This window comes from Pedobacter zeae (genome assembly GCF_014196715.1).
GTDB lineage: Bacteria > Bacteroidota > Bacteroidia > Sphingobacteriales > Sphingobacteriaceae > Pedobacter > Pedobacter zeae.
The window spans coordinates 869324-884657 of the sequence record NZ_JACIEF010000002.1; the positions used below are offsets into that span (position 1 = coordinate 869324).

The window sequence follows — 15334 nt, forward strand, 5'->3', positions numbered from 1 at the left end:
CAAGAGTTAACGTAGGTAATGTTAACACTTACCTTACAAAGCCAGTACCATCGCTACACCAGGTAGGGCGGCGTGCCGGGCGGATACTAAATGCAGGGAGTTAAAAAAGATGGTCTTAGTTGTAATAGAGCTAACCAAATGTGAACCAAATTGAACCAACGCTGATGAAAGCACCCTAGTTGCCGCGAATTTATTTAATGCCGTTGCAGGTTGACAGGTTCAGCCAGCACCGGAAACTATTCTTAACCAAAAATAAACCGAATCTTATGACGAAAAATTACTACCACTTTGAAGAGGGGCTAATCCGCTCTTTATTAACCAAAACAACCAAAAAAAATGTTTTTAACAATCCTGCCTAATCAGCACGGTATATAATTATCCAATTCTATTTCTCTTAAATGATTTTAAATAATGGAAAAAATAACCAAGATGGGTAATGTTGCGCGCTCCGGAATTTGGGGCATCAGGCAGGTATTACTCGTGATGTATTTAACACTGATGGTTTCCGTTCTGTTGATTGATACAGCTACGGCCCAACAGCGGCGAAAGATAACCGGGACAGTAGTTGATGAACAAAAACAGATCATAGTAGGGGCTACTATTCTTGTAAAAGGTACCAGTGTTAAAGCACAAAGTGGCACAAATGGCGAATTTGCCATAGAGGTGCCCGCCGACCACCAGATCCTAGTTGTAGCCTATGTGGGCATGAAATCGCAAGAGGTAAATGTTGCCGGGAAAACGACGGTAAGCGTAACCCTGAAATCCAGTACCGACCAGTTAACCGATGTCGTGATCGTAGGATATGGCGTTCAAAAGAAACAAAGTGTTGTTGGAGCGATAACCCAAACCACCAGCGAGGTATTGGAAAGAACAGGCGGTGTATCCAGCTTAGGTGCAGCATTAACCGGAAATTTACCGGGTGTAATCACTACAGCCAGTACCGGAATGCCAGGCGATGAAGATCCGCAGATCCTGATCCGCGGGCGCAGTACCTGGAACAATGCCAGTCCGCTTATTTTGGTAGACGGTGTTGAACGTTCCATCAATAACATAGATATAAGCTCTGTTGCTTCAGTTTCGGTACTTAAGGATGCATCTGCTACCGCAGTATTTGGGGTAAAAGGAGCAAATGGCGTAATTTTGGTAACCACCAAAAGGGGACGTGAAGGGAAGGCCGAAATCAGGGCGGCCGCAAATGCCGTGGTTAAATCTGCCTCTAAATTGCCGGGCAAACTCGACTCTTACGACATGTTCCAGGTGCGTAACCGTACCATAGAATATGAATTGCCACTCGCTCCTGGCGCCTGGAGTTCTTACCTGCCGGAAGCGGTGATGCAAAAATACCGTTCGCCCGCCAATCTCGAAGAAGCTGAGCGTTATCCCAATGTAGATTGGGTTAATACCTTATTCAGGGATAATGCCATGTCGTATAATGCTAATCTTAACATCAGCGGCGGTACATCATTTGTGAAATATTTTGCTGCCGTTGATTACCTGGATGAAGGCGACTTGTTCAGGAGGTTTGGCAATGACCGCGGTTATGAAGGTGGCTACAGTTTCAGAAGGCTTAACGTAAGGAGCAACCTCGATTTTCAATTAACACCATCAACAGTTTTCAGAACCAATATTTATGGTTCAAGGGGTACATCAGAGCGACCATGGATTGATGTTAATCCTTATAACACCTGGACGGCCGCTTATTCTGCAGCGCCGAATCTTTACCTTCCTGTTTACTCGGATGGCACATGGGGATATTATAAGCCCAACGAACAGCAAAGTTTAAACTCAGTGCGTATCCTATCAACGAGTGGTCTTCAAACCACTACCACATCGCGTATTACCACTGATTTTACATTAGATCAAAGTTTAAACTCGCTCGTTAAAGGGCTGAGCTTAAAAGGAACCTTATCCATCGATAATACCTTTATCGAAGCTGGCCGGGGCATTGACGACCGTAACAATGGAACATTGAGTAAATACATCGACCCTGAAACCGGAATAGTAAGTTATTCGCAAACGAAAGATGCGGCAACAGAACTGGAATGGAGAGAAAGTGTAAGGTGGGCAAGCCGGGCAGGTGATGTTAACGACGGTGCAACTTACCGCCGAATGTTTTCTCAAGTGCAGCTCAATTACGCCAGGACCATTGCTCAAAAACATAATTTAACCGCCATGGGGCTTTGGAGCAGGGATAATACCGCTACCGGGAGTATCATTCCTTCTTACCGCGAAGACTGGGTGTTCCGTACTACCTATAATTATGCAGGGAAGTATAGTCTTGAATATAACGGCGCATATAATGGTTCGGAAAAATTCGGGCCTGCTTACCGTTTTGATTTCTTTTCTTCAGGCGGACTTGGATGGATGATTTCAGAAGAAAAGTTTATGAAATCGGTCAAATTCATTAACACTTTAAAATTACGCGGATCGTACGGCGAAATTGGCGATGATGGTGGCTCTCCGAGGTTTGCATTTTTAACCAACTGGGCCTTTGGCGGAACAACCCCTATGGGAATTACCGGAGAAACTGCAGAAAATAGCCCTTATAACTGGTACAGGGAAACCGGTGTGGGTAATCCTAATGTCCGCTGGGAAAAAGTGGTGAAGAAAAATATTGCGCTTGATTTTGGTATCCTGGGGAATATGATTACCGGAAGCGTAGATTTCTTTCAGGATAACCGAAGCGACATTCTGACCGGTACAGCCCGTGCTGTTCCAAGTTATTATGGCGCTCAGCCTCCTACCTTCAATGTAGGCAAAGTACGGTCGAGAGGTTATGAAATCGACATCCGTTTCAATAAAAAACTCACCAACAATTTTACAGTATGGGGCAATGTTAATTATACCCATACCCGAAACAAGGTAATTGAGGCTGATGTGGCCGAGTTATTACCGGAATATGCAAAGCCTACCAATAAACAGATCGGACAAGCTTATAGTTATGTGAGCCAGGGTTATTACAATACCTGGGACCAACTTTATGGAAGTACCATGCATAATGCCAACGACCAGCAAAAACTCCCAGGAAATTTTCACATTGTTGATTACAACGGCGACGGTATTATCGATGCAAATGATAATATTCCATACGCTTACTCAGGCTCTCCTGAAAATACCTACAACGCAACAATAGGTTTTGAGTGGAAAGGTTTCAGCGCCTTTGCCCAGTTTTATGGCGTAAATAACGTTACCCGCCAGGTGGTGTTGGGAACATTTTCCGGAAAAAACACGGTGGCTTATGCTGAGGGAAGTTACTGGTCTAAATATAATACCAGTCCGGACGGGCCCATGCCGCGCTGGGAGACAACGCCCGCCTCGTATTATGCTGCAGACCGCTACTTTTATGATGGCTCATACCTGCGGTTAAAAAATGCAGAGATTGCTTACACCTTTAGACAAGACTGGGTTAAAAGAGCAGGTATATCGAGCATTCGTTTATTCCTGAACGGAAACAATTTACATGTATGGACCAAGATGCCGGATGACCGTGAAGCTAACTACCAAAGTGCCGGCGGACAAGCATGGGCCTCACAGGGGGCTTACCCAACTGTGAAGCGATATAACCTGGGGGCAAATTTCACTTTCTAAACATGATCACGATGAAAAAATATATTAAATCTTTATTGTTAATAGGAATGATTTGGATGGGAACCGGGATGGTGTCTTGCAAAAAATATTTAGACAGGGATCCCGAAGCAACTGTTTCTGCTGAGTCTGCCTTTAAAGACTTTCGTAGTTTTCAGGGTTTTACCGAAGAGTTGTACAACTGCATTCCGGATTTTACCAACCGCTACTGGACCAACAGTTTCAACTGGGGCGAGGATGAAATCCAGTCTACAGTACAAAATTTCCACTTTGTTAATAAAGTTGATAACGGCGATTTTTGGGGTTGGCAAAGAGAATTTGATGGCTGGGGCGCCGGCTTTTTAGACAATGCCAACGCCAATACAAATAACGACCGTTTTACCAAAGGGCTGTATCCTTTGGCCTGGTACGGTATCCGTAAAGCCAATTTAGGTCTTGAAAACCTGAACCTGATGGTAAATGCAACAGATGAAGAACGTAACCTGATTAAAGGCCAGCTGTTGTTTTTCAGGGGCTGGTTCCATTTTCAGCTTATTCAATATTTCGGGGGGCTGCCATATATCGATAAGGTATTGCCGGCTGATGAAGCCTTGAGGTTACCCCGCTTAAAGTACCAGGAATGCGCTGCAAAGGTGGCTTTAGATTTAAGAGCAGCCGCAGATCTTTTACCTATCAACTGGGATAATACAACGGCCGGAATCCAAACGCTGGGTAAAAACCAATTGCGTATCAACAAAATCATGGCATTGGGTTATTTGGGTAAAAACTATCTGTGGGCCGCAAGTCCATTGATGAACTTAGAATCTACGGGCAGTAAAACCTATAACGCAGAACTAAGTAAAAAAGCAGCTGCAGCATTTGCCGAATTGCTTAAACTAACAGAAAGTGGCGCCGCTCCACATAAGTTACTGCCTTTTTCGCAATACAGCACCAATTTTTATACCACTGGTCAAAACTTCCTGATCCCCGGAGGAACGGAGGTGATCTTTACAGGCCCGTACTGGGGGGCACATGGTTCAACCTATGGCACGGCAAAGCAGTATACCCCGGCAATTGTAGGGGCTGATGCACTGGTATTTGCGCCGACTGCAAATTATGTGAACTATTATGGGATGAAAAACGGATTGCCAATTTCAAATTCGGCACAGGCTGATCCCACCGGCTCAGGATATGATCCGCAATTTCCATGGCGTGATCGCGATCCCCGGTTTTACAACGATATTATATACGATGGAGTTAAAGTGGTACAGGGAACATTGGCCGCAAATATGGAACCACACCGATATGCAAACCTCTATACCAATGGAAGTTATAGGGACGAGCGTTCCGGTAGCCGTACAGGATACATGATGTTCAAATTTGTGCCAAGAACCGCAAACAACTTTGATCAGGGCTGGAATTATGGCCAAAACCTGAACATCAAGGTTTCATACATGCGCTTGGCAGATATTTACCTGATGTATGCTGAGTCGGTTGCAGCAGGTTACGACTCACCGACTGCCACAGCCGAGGGGTTTGGTAAAAGTGCTGTTGACGCGATTAATGTGATCCGTGACAGGGCTGGTGTTGGACATGTTGCCACACCATTCCTGGCGAATACAACAGAATTTATGAAAGAAGTTAGGCGTGAACGTGCCGTTGAACTGGCTTTCGAAGGACACCGGTTTAACGATCTTCGCCGCTGGCATTTGTTGGCCGAGCTCCCATACACCTTAAAAACAGCCGCAGAATTTGATCGCGCTGCGCCATTAAATTCTTCTGTCGACACCAAATTAAATAAGGTTGTAAATTATCGCGAGCGGTTAATATTACAACGCCCGTTTAGCGAAAAACATTATTGGTTGCCACTAAAACGGGCAGATGTAAACATGTATAAAGAGTTCGCACAGAACCCTGGATGGTAAGGTTTTCATGATCACAACTAATTAAAGACAAGAATGATGAAATTTTTAAGAAATACATTGGTACTGAGTGTTTTCTTTACACTGCTTGCCGGTGTAATTAAAGGTCAGGATGCCATTAAGATACCTATAAAAGCTGTTGTTCGCGATATCAGTGGAAATCCGGTAAAAGGGGCCTCCATCCATATCGAAGGAAGCGAGGTATTCACCATCGCCAACCAGGCTGGCGAGTTCTCGTTGTCAGCAGACGCCAACAGTACTTTTACGGTTAGTGCCAAAGGATATAAAACTTCGTTGGTAATTGCCTCAGCTAACCTAAAGCAGATCACGCTAACCAAAGACGACCGCCTGGTAAATGTTGGTTTTAAAAATGCAGAAGAAGATAATCTTCCGGCAGGGGTTTCAAATGTTAACCTTGCGCAGCTTTTTGAGAAAAACTTTATCACCTACGGATTGGACGGGATAGAGGCATTTGCGCCGGGCTTTAATGGCAACAACCTTTGGGGGATGAATACCTCGCTGATATTGGTTGATGGGGTGCCGAGGGATGTAAACAGCGTTACACCCAATGAGATTGAGGATATTACTTTTCTCAAAAGTGCATCGGCCGTTGCCTTGTATGGCAGCCGAGGTGCGAAGGGGGTAATTTTAATCAGCACAAAAAGAGGGTTGCCAATTAAGCAAAAAATAAACGTTCGTACCAATATCGGATTAAATACACCAAAAAGATACCCGCAGTACCTGGGCTCATCTGAATACATGACCTTGTATAACGAAGCTTTGGCCAATGATGGCCTGGCAGCGATCTATAGTCCTGAAACGATCTATAACCATTCAGGTATTAACCCTTACCGTTATCCAAGTGTTGATTATTATTCGTCTGAATACCTCAAAAGCAGCTTTGCACGTTACGACGGCGTGGCCGAAATTTCGGGCGGAAACGAACGCGCCCGTTACTATACAAATGTTGGATTTGTATCTACCGGTTCGCTGATTAACTTCGGGGAAGCAAAAGAAAATAATACAACAGAGCGCTTCAATATACGTGGAAATGTTGATATGCAGCTTACCAAAGCACTCAAGGCCAGGGTAGATGCAAGTGCAGTATTTTCAAGTGGTGGCGGAGTAAACACCAATTATTGGGCTAACGCTGCAACCCTGCGCCCTCATCTGTTTACCCCCTTAATTCCTATAAACTTATTGGAACAGAGCGATGAGGTAAGCAGGGCGATGATCAAAAACGCCAAAATCATTGATGGGCAATACATTCTAGGTGGTACGCAATTGGATCAAACTAACCCGATTGCAGCCATTTATGCAGGAGGCAACAATAAATTTGTGCAACGCCAGTTCCAGTTTACCACAGGCATTGATGCTGATCTGAAAGGGATCCTGAACGGACTGACCTTCAGCAGCAGCATGGGGATTGATTACCTGAACAGCTATAACCAGGGATATCGTAATGGATATGCCACTTACCAACCCAACTGGACTACCTATTCGGGTACTACGCTAATCGGAAGTTTAACCCGCTGGGGTGAAGATACTAAAACCGGCGTTCAGAACATTGCAGATAGTTATTACAGGCAAACCATTTCATTTTCAGGCCAGTTCAACTACAATACCACTATCCGCGATAAGCATCATATTTCTGCTATATTACTTGCCGCAGCATACCGTCAGTCGCAATCTGAAATTTATCAACCCACAACAAATTCCAATTTGGGATTGCAGTTAAACTATGATTTTAACCGTAAGTATTTTGCTGAACTTACGGGTGCTGTGGTACGCTCGCCAAAAATGCCTCCGGGAAACAGGGTAGCCCTTTCTCCGGCGGGTTCTATTGGATGGCGCCTTAGCGAGGAGCCGTTTTTAAAAAATGCTTCATTTATTAACGACCTGACCCTAACCGCATCAGGAGGGGTTTTAAATACCGATCTTGATTTTGATGAGTATTTTGCTTACGAAAGTATTTACACTGCCACAGGCGGCAACTGGTACGGCTGGAATGATGGTACCGGTACACAGTCGACCGATTCCCGTCGTGGATCCAATATGGATTTAACTTTTGCTAAAAGAAAAGAAATCAGTGTAGGGATAAAAGGTACCATGTTCAACAACCAGTTTAATTTCGGTGCCAATGTATTTAGAAATAACATTACCGGAATTATCGGTCAGATTAACGTCCTTTATCCGAGCTATTTCACTACCGGATTCCCAAGCTCTTCTTTTGTGCCGTACAGTAATTACAATAGCGACCAGCGTACCGGTGTAGATTTTTACTTAAATTTCAATAAACGCATCGGAGCTATCGATTGGACTTTGGGGATGTCTGGAACATATTATACAACCAAAGCAACCAAACGCGCCGATTTTTTAACTTATGAAAATAGCTACCAATACCGCGCAGGTAAACCACTCGATGCCATTTGGGGATTAAAAAGCAATGGTTTTTATATGGATGCGGGCGAAGTGGCGGCAGCCGATGGAATCAATGGCCCAAAACCGGCATTTGGCTCGGCCCTGGCGCCAGGAGATATCAAATATATCGATCAGAACGGCGACAAAATCATCGATGATAAAGACCAGGTTTATCTTGGCCGCGGCGGCTGGTTCGGAGCACCATTTACAGCAGGTATAAATTTAACAGCTAAATGGAAAAACCTTACCCTGTTTGTTCTGGGTACAGGCCGTTTTGGTGCAAGTGCCATGAAAAGTGATAACTATTTCTGGGTAAATGGAAGCGATAAATATTCGGATGTGGTGCGCGACCGGTGGACACCGCAAACAAAAAACACGGCAACCTTTCCGCGACTAACCACCTCAAACGGCGATAATAATTTCAGGGCGTCTGATTTCTGGTTATACAGTACTGATAGGTTTGATTTATCGAAGGTTCAGATTTCCTATACCGTTTCTGATAAATTGTTCAAGAGCAAAGTTCTGAAAGAATTGGGGCTATATGTGGCCGGGTTTAATCTTTTAACCATTGCAAAAGAAAAGGAAATTCTTGAGCTGAATTTAGGTGGGGCTCCGCAAACAAGGTTATATAACCTGGGCGTAAAGGCAATGTTTTAATTCAATATTAGATTAGAAAAAATGAACAGAAAATTAATAGGATTTATAGTTGTCGTAGCGATGCTCTGGGGTTGTAAAAAGTTTACAGATCCTGCTCCGCAAAATAACGGAGATTTTGACAACATCTATACAGAACCAGCCTTGGCCCATGGCTTGCTGCTTAACGGTTATACACGGTTACCGTCAAACGGCTGGACGTTTAACGATGTGGCTACAGACGATGCCGTAAGCAACGATATCAACAATAATTTCAGGAAAATGGCCACCGGGCAATGGTCTGCAGCGTTCAACCCTGTAGATCAGTGGACCAATGCAAGGGCAGGTATCCAGTATATTAACTTGTTTTTGGCCGAATCAGACAAGGTACTTTGGGATTCAAAAGACCCGGTGCTGAGCAGGATGTTTAACGACCGGATGAAAGGGGAAGCCTATGCTTTAAGGGCCTACCTCATGTCGTACCTGTTACAGGCACATGCCGGTAAAGTGGGCGGTACTTTATATGGCTTTCCGTTGGTGCTTCAACCCGAGACACCGGCTTCTGACTTTAACCAGCCACGTGCTACTTTTGATGCCTGCATTAAACAGATTTATGGCGATCTGGACAGGGCAGAACAATTGCTCCCTTTAGATTATGTCGATATTAGCAGTACCAGCCAGATTCCTGCAAAATATGCAGGTGTTAATGTAGAAACCTATAACCGGGTTTTCGGTAAGTTTTTCAATCAGCGGATGACAGGCCGTATCTCGAAAGCCATCCGTGCCCGTGTAGCATTAATGGGGGCAAGTCCGGCTTTTGCTACAGGCAATTCTACCACATGGGCCGATGCAGCCGGCTATGCCGCAGAGGTGCTTAAACTAAACAATTGGCTGGCAAATTTAGATCCTAACGGTGTTACCTGGTATGATAACAGAAGCGAAATCGATGCTTTGGCCTCGGGTGCCAGCCCCAGGGAAATCCTGTGGCGTACCAATGTTGGATCGAGCAGTGATTTGGAAGCAGCCAACTATCCACCAACCTTATCCGGCCAGGGGCGCATTAATCCCACTCAAAATCTGGTTGATGCTTTTCCGATGCTGAACGGTTATCCGATAACCAGCACGCCGCAGAGCGGATATAATCCGTCTGCCCCGTTTACAGGCAGGGATCCGCGTTTGGCAAAATTTATCGTTTACAATGGCAATACGATTGGCCCTACAAACAAGGTAATTAACACCACCACAGATTTAGCAAGTAATGACGATGGCCTGAACCGAAAAGAAGTTTCTACACGTACCGGTTACTACATGAAAAAATTGTTAAGGCAAGATGTTAGCCGCACACCTACGGTAAATAACCAGAAGCACTACAGGCCACATATCCGCTATACAGAAATGTTCCTCATTTATGCAGAGGCGGCAAATGAAGCATGGGGACCTACTGCAAATGGTGGCAATCCTTATTCTGCTTATGATATTATTAAAGCCATCAGGGCCAGGGCCGGCATCGGAACTACCAATGGTGATGCTTACCTCGAATCTGTGAAAGGAGATAAAGATGCCATGCGGACATTGATTAGAAACGAACGCAGGCTGGAATTGGCTTTTGAAGGCTTTCGATTCTGGGACCTTCGCAGGTGGAACGCTGCGCTAACCGAACCGGTTAAAGGGCTGAGCATTTCCCAGGGCGTTTACCAGCAGATCGATGTAGAGGCCAGAAACTACCAGGAGTATATGAGATTCGGGCCGGTTCCTTACAGTGAGATACTCAAATACAATGCTTTGCAACAAAATACAGGATGGTAAATTCATTCATTATAACCGATCAACATCATGAAAAATAAAATATATCTTTTACTTGCGCTTATTTTAGTACTTGGCGCCTGCAAAAACGAAGAGTGGGCATTTCCGGATAACGATGTCCAAACCGTTTATTTTGCCTACCAGGGGCCAATCCGGACCCTTACCATGGGCGAAGATATTTTTGATACTTCGCTGGATAATCAACACCGGTTTCAGATTATGGGTACTGTAGGTGGAGTTTATACCAATAAGGAAGACATTACCGTTGGTATCAGCGTAGATAATTCCTTAACCCAGGGTTTATCTTTCCCATCGCCGTATAGCGGCAGCGTGAAGCCTATGCCAGCTAACTATTATAACCTTGCGGCCACTAAAATCGTGATCCCGAAAGGAAGCCTGATCGGTGGGGTGGATGTACAGCTAACCGATGCTTTTTTTGCAGATCCACTGAGCGTAAATACCACCTATGTAATTCCACTGATCATGACCAGCGTGGATCAGAATAAAAAAATCCTGCCGGAGAAAAAATATACCCTGTATGCTGTAAAATACATCAATACCTGGCAGGGTTTCTATCTTCGCAGGGGAAAAGATGTAATCGTTGGCAAAAATGGTAATACTTCACTCAATCAAAACATTGTCCGCCACATGAAATATGTGGAGAGCGATGAAATCAATAAGCTAAATACAAGATCATTAACCCAGGCCGAATTCCCGGTTACCTTTAAAGTAGCGGGGGGAAGCAGTATTACACGGACCTTACTGTTAACTTTTGACAACAGTGGTAACTGTACCATTTCTGCCGGGGAGGCTGGCTTTACAGCAACGGGAACGGGAAAATTTGTTAAACGGGGTGAGAAAAACAGCTGGGGAAGCCAGGACCGGGATGCCCTTTACCTCAACTATCAGCTGGATCTGAACGATAGGACTATAAATAGCCTGGATACACTGGTTATGCGCGATCGTGGGGTAAAAGCTGAAACGTTTACGCCCATCAGGTAATTAAATCTTTAATCAAATAATGGTGAAAATGAAACGATTATACAAAATAGCATTTGGCCTGGCGGGGGTAGTATTGCTTGCATCCTGCCACAAATATGAGTCGCTTGATTTCCAGGTGGCAAAGCCCTCAAGCTTCACTGCCCAAGAGCAGATTGATGCCTATCAACCGTTAAAAACCTATATAGACAGAACCGCAAATCCTAAATTTAAATTCGGTGCAGGAGCCAGTTTGCAATCCTACCTGTCAAAAGGGGTAATGTACAGGCTGGTTAACAGCAATTTCGACGAAATTACGCTGGGTTACGAAATGAAACATGGCGCTGTTGTACAGGCTGACGGGAGCCTGGCGCTAACTAATGTTAAAAGCCTGTTGGAAACCGCTTCAAAAGCCGGTATTACCGTATTTGGCCATACATTGGCCTGGCACGCCAACCAAAATGCAACTTATTTGAAAGGATTGATCGCACCGGTAGTTATTCCTTCAAGCGGTGGCCCCACCTGGGACCTGGTAATTGGCGCCGATTTTGAAACAGATAATGCTTCGGTTTATCAATCCAATACCAATGCCGTAGCCTCCTTTACTGCCGTTGGCGAAGGCTTTAATGGTACAGGAAGGGCTTTAAAAATCAGCAATTCAGCTGTAAGGACCAACGATTATGATGCACAGCTCTTTCTTAAATTTCCGGCAGTAGCCGTAGGTGAGCGGTACGAGCTGAAAATGAATGTACGTTCTGATGTTGCGGCCTCTTACCCTACCCAGGCTCATGTTACCCCGGGCGCCTACAAATTTTATGATTTTTTCGGCACAATTTCTTCCACGCCTACGTGGACAACCTATACCAAAGAAATTACGGTTACTGCCGATATGGCAACGAGCGGTGCACTTGCCTTTAATCTTGGAAAAACAGCAACGAATTTTTATTTCGATAATATTACGCTCAAAAAATACAATGCCCTTGGTGGAAGTACAATTGTAGAAAAAACTGCCGAACAGAAAAAAACCATTTTAACTACTGCATTAGAAACCTGGATTAAAGGTATCGTTACCGCTTCAAAAGATTATGTCAAAGCCTGGGATGTGGTTAACGAGCCCATGGATGACGCAAAACCTGCTGAACTAAAAACTGCTGCAGGCCGTACCTCAATTGCGGCGGATGAGTTTTTTTGGCAGGACTACCTGGGGAAAGACTATGCCCTTAAAGCTTTTCAATTGGCCAGGCAATATGGTAATGCTACCGATATTCATTTCATTAACGATTACAACCTGGAATCTAATATCGATAAATGCAAAGGCTTAATCGATTATGTAAAGTACCTGGAAGGAAAAGGGGCTAAAATAGATGGTATAGGCACCCAGATGCACATCATAGCAACATCCGATAAGGCCAAAATTGAGGAAATGTTCAAATTGCTGGCGGCAACCGGTAAACTGATCAAAATATCAGAACTGGATATGGGCTTTGCCGGAAATGTAAAAACTGCACAGGCAACAGCAGAACAGTATGCCGCCCAATCTGAAATGTATAAGTATGTAATCAAAAAATACTTTGAGCTCATTCCTGCTGCCCAGCGATACGGCATTACAATTTGGGCTCCCCAGGATAGTCCGGCAGGCTCAAGCTGGAGAGCCGGAGAACCTATCGGTTTATGGACAGAAGGGTTTGTGAGAAAACCAGCCTATGTTGGTGTAGCCGAAGGCTTAAAGAATAAATGATAAACTACAAGGTGTAGGGTTTAAGGTTTAAGGTTTTCCCTTGCACACGATCAATAGAATATAGCATTTAAAGCCAGGAACTACGGTTTAGCGTTGTTCCTGGCTTTTTTTATTATTATAATGCAATCGATTGTTTTTTCCGTATAAAATGGTATATTCGGTTGAGAATTACTTAGGCGAGGTGCTGACTTTACCTAACTTCTTCAAGAAATAACCAAATAGTAACGTAAACGATGTCTTTCTACAAGAAAACTGGCATGCCCTTAATTTTCCGGGATGTACCACGATTATATTTTCCAGGCTTTTCGAGTATGATGGTAAAATCCTGTGTGCTCCTTTTTGCCATGTTGTTTATTCATGAAAAGGGAAGCGCTGAGGTAAAACTTCCCCAGCTGATCGGGAACCGGATGGTGCTGCAAAGAAATATGAATTTGAAAATTTGGGGCTGGGCCAATCCAAACGAAAAAGTTAAACTTTCTTTTAAAGGCCGAAATTTTGAAACAATTACCGCTAGCAATGGGAAATGGTTAATAAGGCTCCCCAAAATGAAAGCCGGTGGTCCTTACACGATGACCATTGCCGGGCAGAACCTGATTACATTAACTGATGTTTTAATTGGAGATGTGTATTTCTGCGCGGGTCAGTCGAACATGGTGTTAGCCATGGAAAGGCTGAAAGAAAATTATCCGAACGAGGTTGAGCATGACAATTTTTCTCAGATCAGGAATTTTTTCGTGCCAACAAAGGCTGATGTAACTAAAGAATCGCTTGATCTGCCAAAAGGAGAGTGGAAGCCTGCCATGGGTAAAAGCTTGCTTGAATTTGGCGGGGTTACTTATTTCTTTGCAAAAAAACTCTATCAAAAATACAAAGTTCCGATTGGAATTATTAATTCCAGTGTAGGCGGGACGCCGATAGAGGCCTGGATGAGTAAGGATGCTTTTAAGGATTTTCCTGCAATAGAAGCGCAGATTAAAAACTTTCGGGATACCACTTACCAGAACAGGTTGAAATCATCCGGTCAGCCTCGACCTGCTAAAGCCATGCCGTTTTCCGATGTGCCAAAAACATGGCATAAATTCTGGATGCCAGGTTACTGGGCAGATCAGGGGGTGCGAAATTTGAACGGTGTCCTGTACTTCAGAAAAGAAGTTGAGGTGCCGGCAGAAATGGCGGGCAAGCCTGCAAAACTTTTTTTAGGACGTATAATTGATGCCGATTCCACATTCGTAAATGGGATCTTTGTAGGAAATATTACTTACCAGTATCCTCCGCGGAGGTATACTGTACCTGCAAACCTCCTAAAACCCGGAAAAAATACCATTTTAATAAAACTTACCAGTACAAATGGTAAAGGTGGTTTTGTTCCTGACAAAAATTATTCGCTACAGGCCGAAGGGCAAGTGATCGATTTAAGGGGCGAGTGGTATTACCAGGTACACGAAGTATTTCCTAAAACAAGCTATCCTTCACCTGGGCAGCAGATCTCACAGCCAATTGTTGAACAAAATTCCCCTACCGGACTTTACAATACAATGGTTGCACCTGCACTCGATTATGGTATACGTGGCTTTTTATGGTACCAGGGAGAAACAAATGCAGGTAAGCCAAAAGAATATGCTAAACTGCTGCCTGCCCTGATTATGGATTGGAGAAATAAATGGGGGTTGGGCAATCTTCCTTTTTTATTCGCTCAGCTACCCAATTATATGGAGGTAGACTATTTGCCAGTAGAGAGCGATTGGGCACAACTTCGGCAAAGCCAGCTCCAAACGTTAAAAATAGAGAACACCGGGATGTCTGTAGGGCTGGGCGCTGGAGAATGGAATGATATTCACCCCCTGAATAAAAAACAGATTGGCGAGCGTTTAGCTTTATGGGCCGAAAAACTGGTTTATGGCGAAGATAATATCACTTACTCCGGGCCGGTTTACCGGTCGGCAACGGTTCAGGGTAACCGCGTGATTTTGAATTTTGATCATGTTGGCCAGGGATTGGTTGCGCAGGGAGAAACTGAACTTTATCATTTTGCCATAGCGGCCGCGGATAAAAAATACGTTTGGGCCAAAGCTAAAATAGAAGGGAACACGGTTATTGTCTGGAACGATGGCATTTCCGGCCCTGCAGCGGTTCGATACGCCTGGGCCGACAACCCCGAGAGTGCAAATTTGTATAACAAAGACGGACTGCCGGCCTCTCCCTTTGAGGCTGAAATAAAATAGCCTGAAACAGGGCCATTTGCTATTTTAGCAAACAAACAAATTTAAAAACCATG

At 44.3% G+C, this 15334-nt stretch carries 7 protein-coding genes; all 7 read left to right on the forward strand.

Annotated elements, in window-relative coordinates; translation table 11 throughout:
• Positions 1-411: 411 nt before the first annotated feature.
• The 7 genes from GGQ60_RS10405 to GGQ60_RS10435 all read left to right on the forward strand — a co-directional run bounded on the left by GGQ60_RS10405 (position 412) and on the right by GGQ60_RS10435 (position 15281).
• On the forward strand, positions 412-3588 hold the full coding sequence (locus GGQ60_RS10405; protein ID WP_183763347.1) for a SusC/RagA family TonB-linked outer membrane protein: 3177 nt from the start codon (positions 412-414) through the stop codon (positions 3586-3588).
• A gap of 11 nt (positions 3589-3599) precedes the next feature.
• Positions 3600-5489, forward strand: a complete 1890-nt coding sequence (locus GGQ60_RS10410) for a RagB/SusD family nutrient uptake outer membrane protein (protein ID WP_183763350.1) — start codon at positions 3600-3602, stop codon at positions 5487-5489.
• Positions 5490-5522: 33 nt separating this feature from the next.
• Positions 5523-8564 carry a SusC/RagA family TonB-linked outer membrane protein gene (locus GGQ60_RS10415; RefSeq protein ID WP_221235926.1) on the forward strand — a complete coding sequence of 1014 codons (3042 nt, stop codon included), beginning with the start codon at positions 5523-5525 and terminating at the stop codon, positions 8562-8564.
• Positions 8565-8585: 21 nt separating this feature from the next.
• Positions 8586-10346, forward strand: coding sequence for a RagB/SusD family nutrient uptake outer membrane protein (locus GGQ60_RS10420; RefSeq protein ID WP_183763353.1), 1761 nt, complete (start codon positions 8586-8588; stop codon positions 10344-10346).
• A 27-nt stretch (positions 10347-10373) separates the two neighbouring features.
• A complete protein-coding gene (locus tag GGQ60_RS10425) occupies positions 10374-11345 on the forward strand; it encodes a DUF5627 domain-containing protein (RefSeq protein ID WP_183763356.1) in 972 nt (323 codons plus the stop codon).
• A gap of 28 nt (positions 11346-11373) precedes the next feature.
• On the forward strand, positions 11374-13059 hold the full coding sequence (locus GGQ60_RS10430) for an endo-1,4-beta-xylanase (RefSeq protein ID WP_183763359.1): 1686 nt from the start codon (positions 11374-11376) through the stop codon (positions 13057-13059).
• A gap of 257 nt (positions 13060-13316) precedes the next feature.
• The gene (locus tag GGQ60_RS10435) at positions 13317-15281 is read left to right on the forward strand and encodes a sialate O-acetylesterase (protein ID WP_229685026.1); all 1965 of its coding nucleotides are present in this window, start codon (positions 13317-13319) and stop codon (positions 15279-15281) included.
• Positions 15282-15334 lie beyond the last annotated feature (53 nt).

Excerpts from the sequence above, each read along its gene's own strand:
- GGQ60_RS10405 (WP_183763347.1), top strand. The coding sequence starts at position 412 with ATGGAAAAAATAACCAAGATGGGTAATGTTGCGCGCTCCGGAATTTGG.
- GGQ60_RS10410 (WP_183763350.1), top strand. The coding sequence starts at position 3,600 with ATGAAAAAATATATTAAATCTTTATTGTTAATAGGAATGATTTGGATG.
- GGQ60_RS10415 (WP_221235926.1), top strand. The coding sequence starts at position 5,523 with ATGATGAAATTTTTAAGAAATACATTGGTACTGAGTGTTTTCTTTACA.
- GGQ60_RS10420 (WP_183763353.1), top strand. The coding sequence starts at position 8,586 with ATGAACAGAAAATTAATAGGATTTATAGTTGTCGTAGCGATGCTCTGG.
- GGQ60_RS10425 (WP_183763356.1), top strand. The coding sequence starts at position 10,374 with ATGAAAAATAAAATATATCTTTTACTTGCGCTTATTTTAGTACTTGGC.
- GGQ60_RS10430 (WP_183763359.1), top strand. The coding sequence starts at position 11,374 with ATGAAACGATTATACAAAATAGCATTTGGCCTGGCGGGGGTAGTATTG.
- GGQ60_RS10435 (WP_229685026.1), top strand. The coding sequence starts at position 13,317 with ATGCCCTTAATTTTCCGGGATGTACCACGATTATATTTTCCAGGCTTT.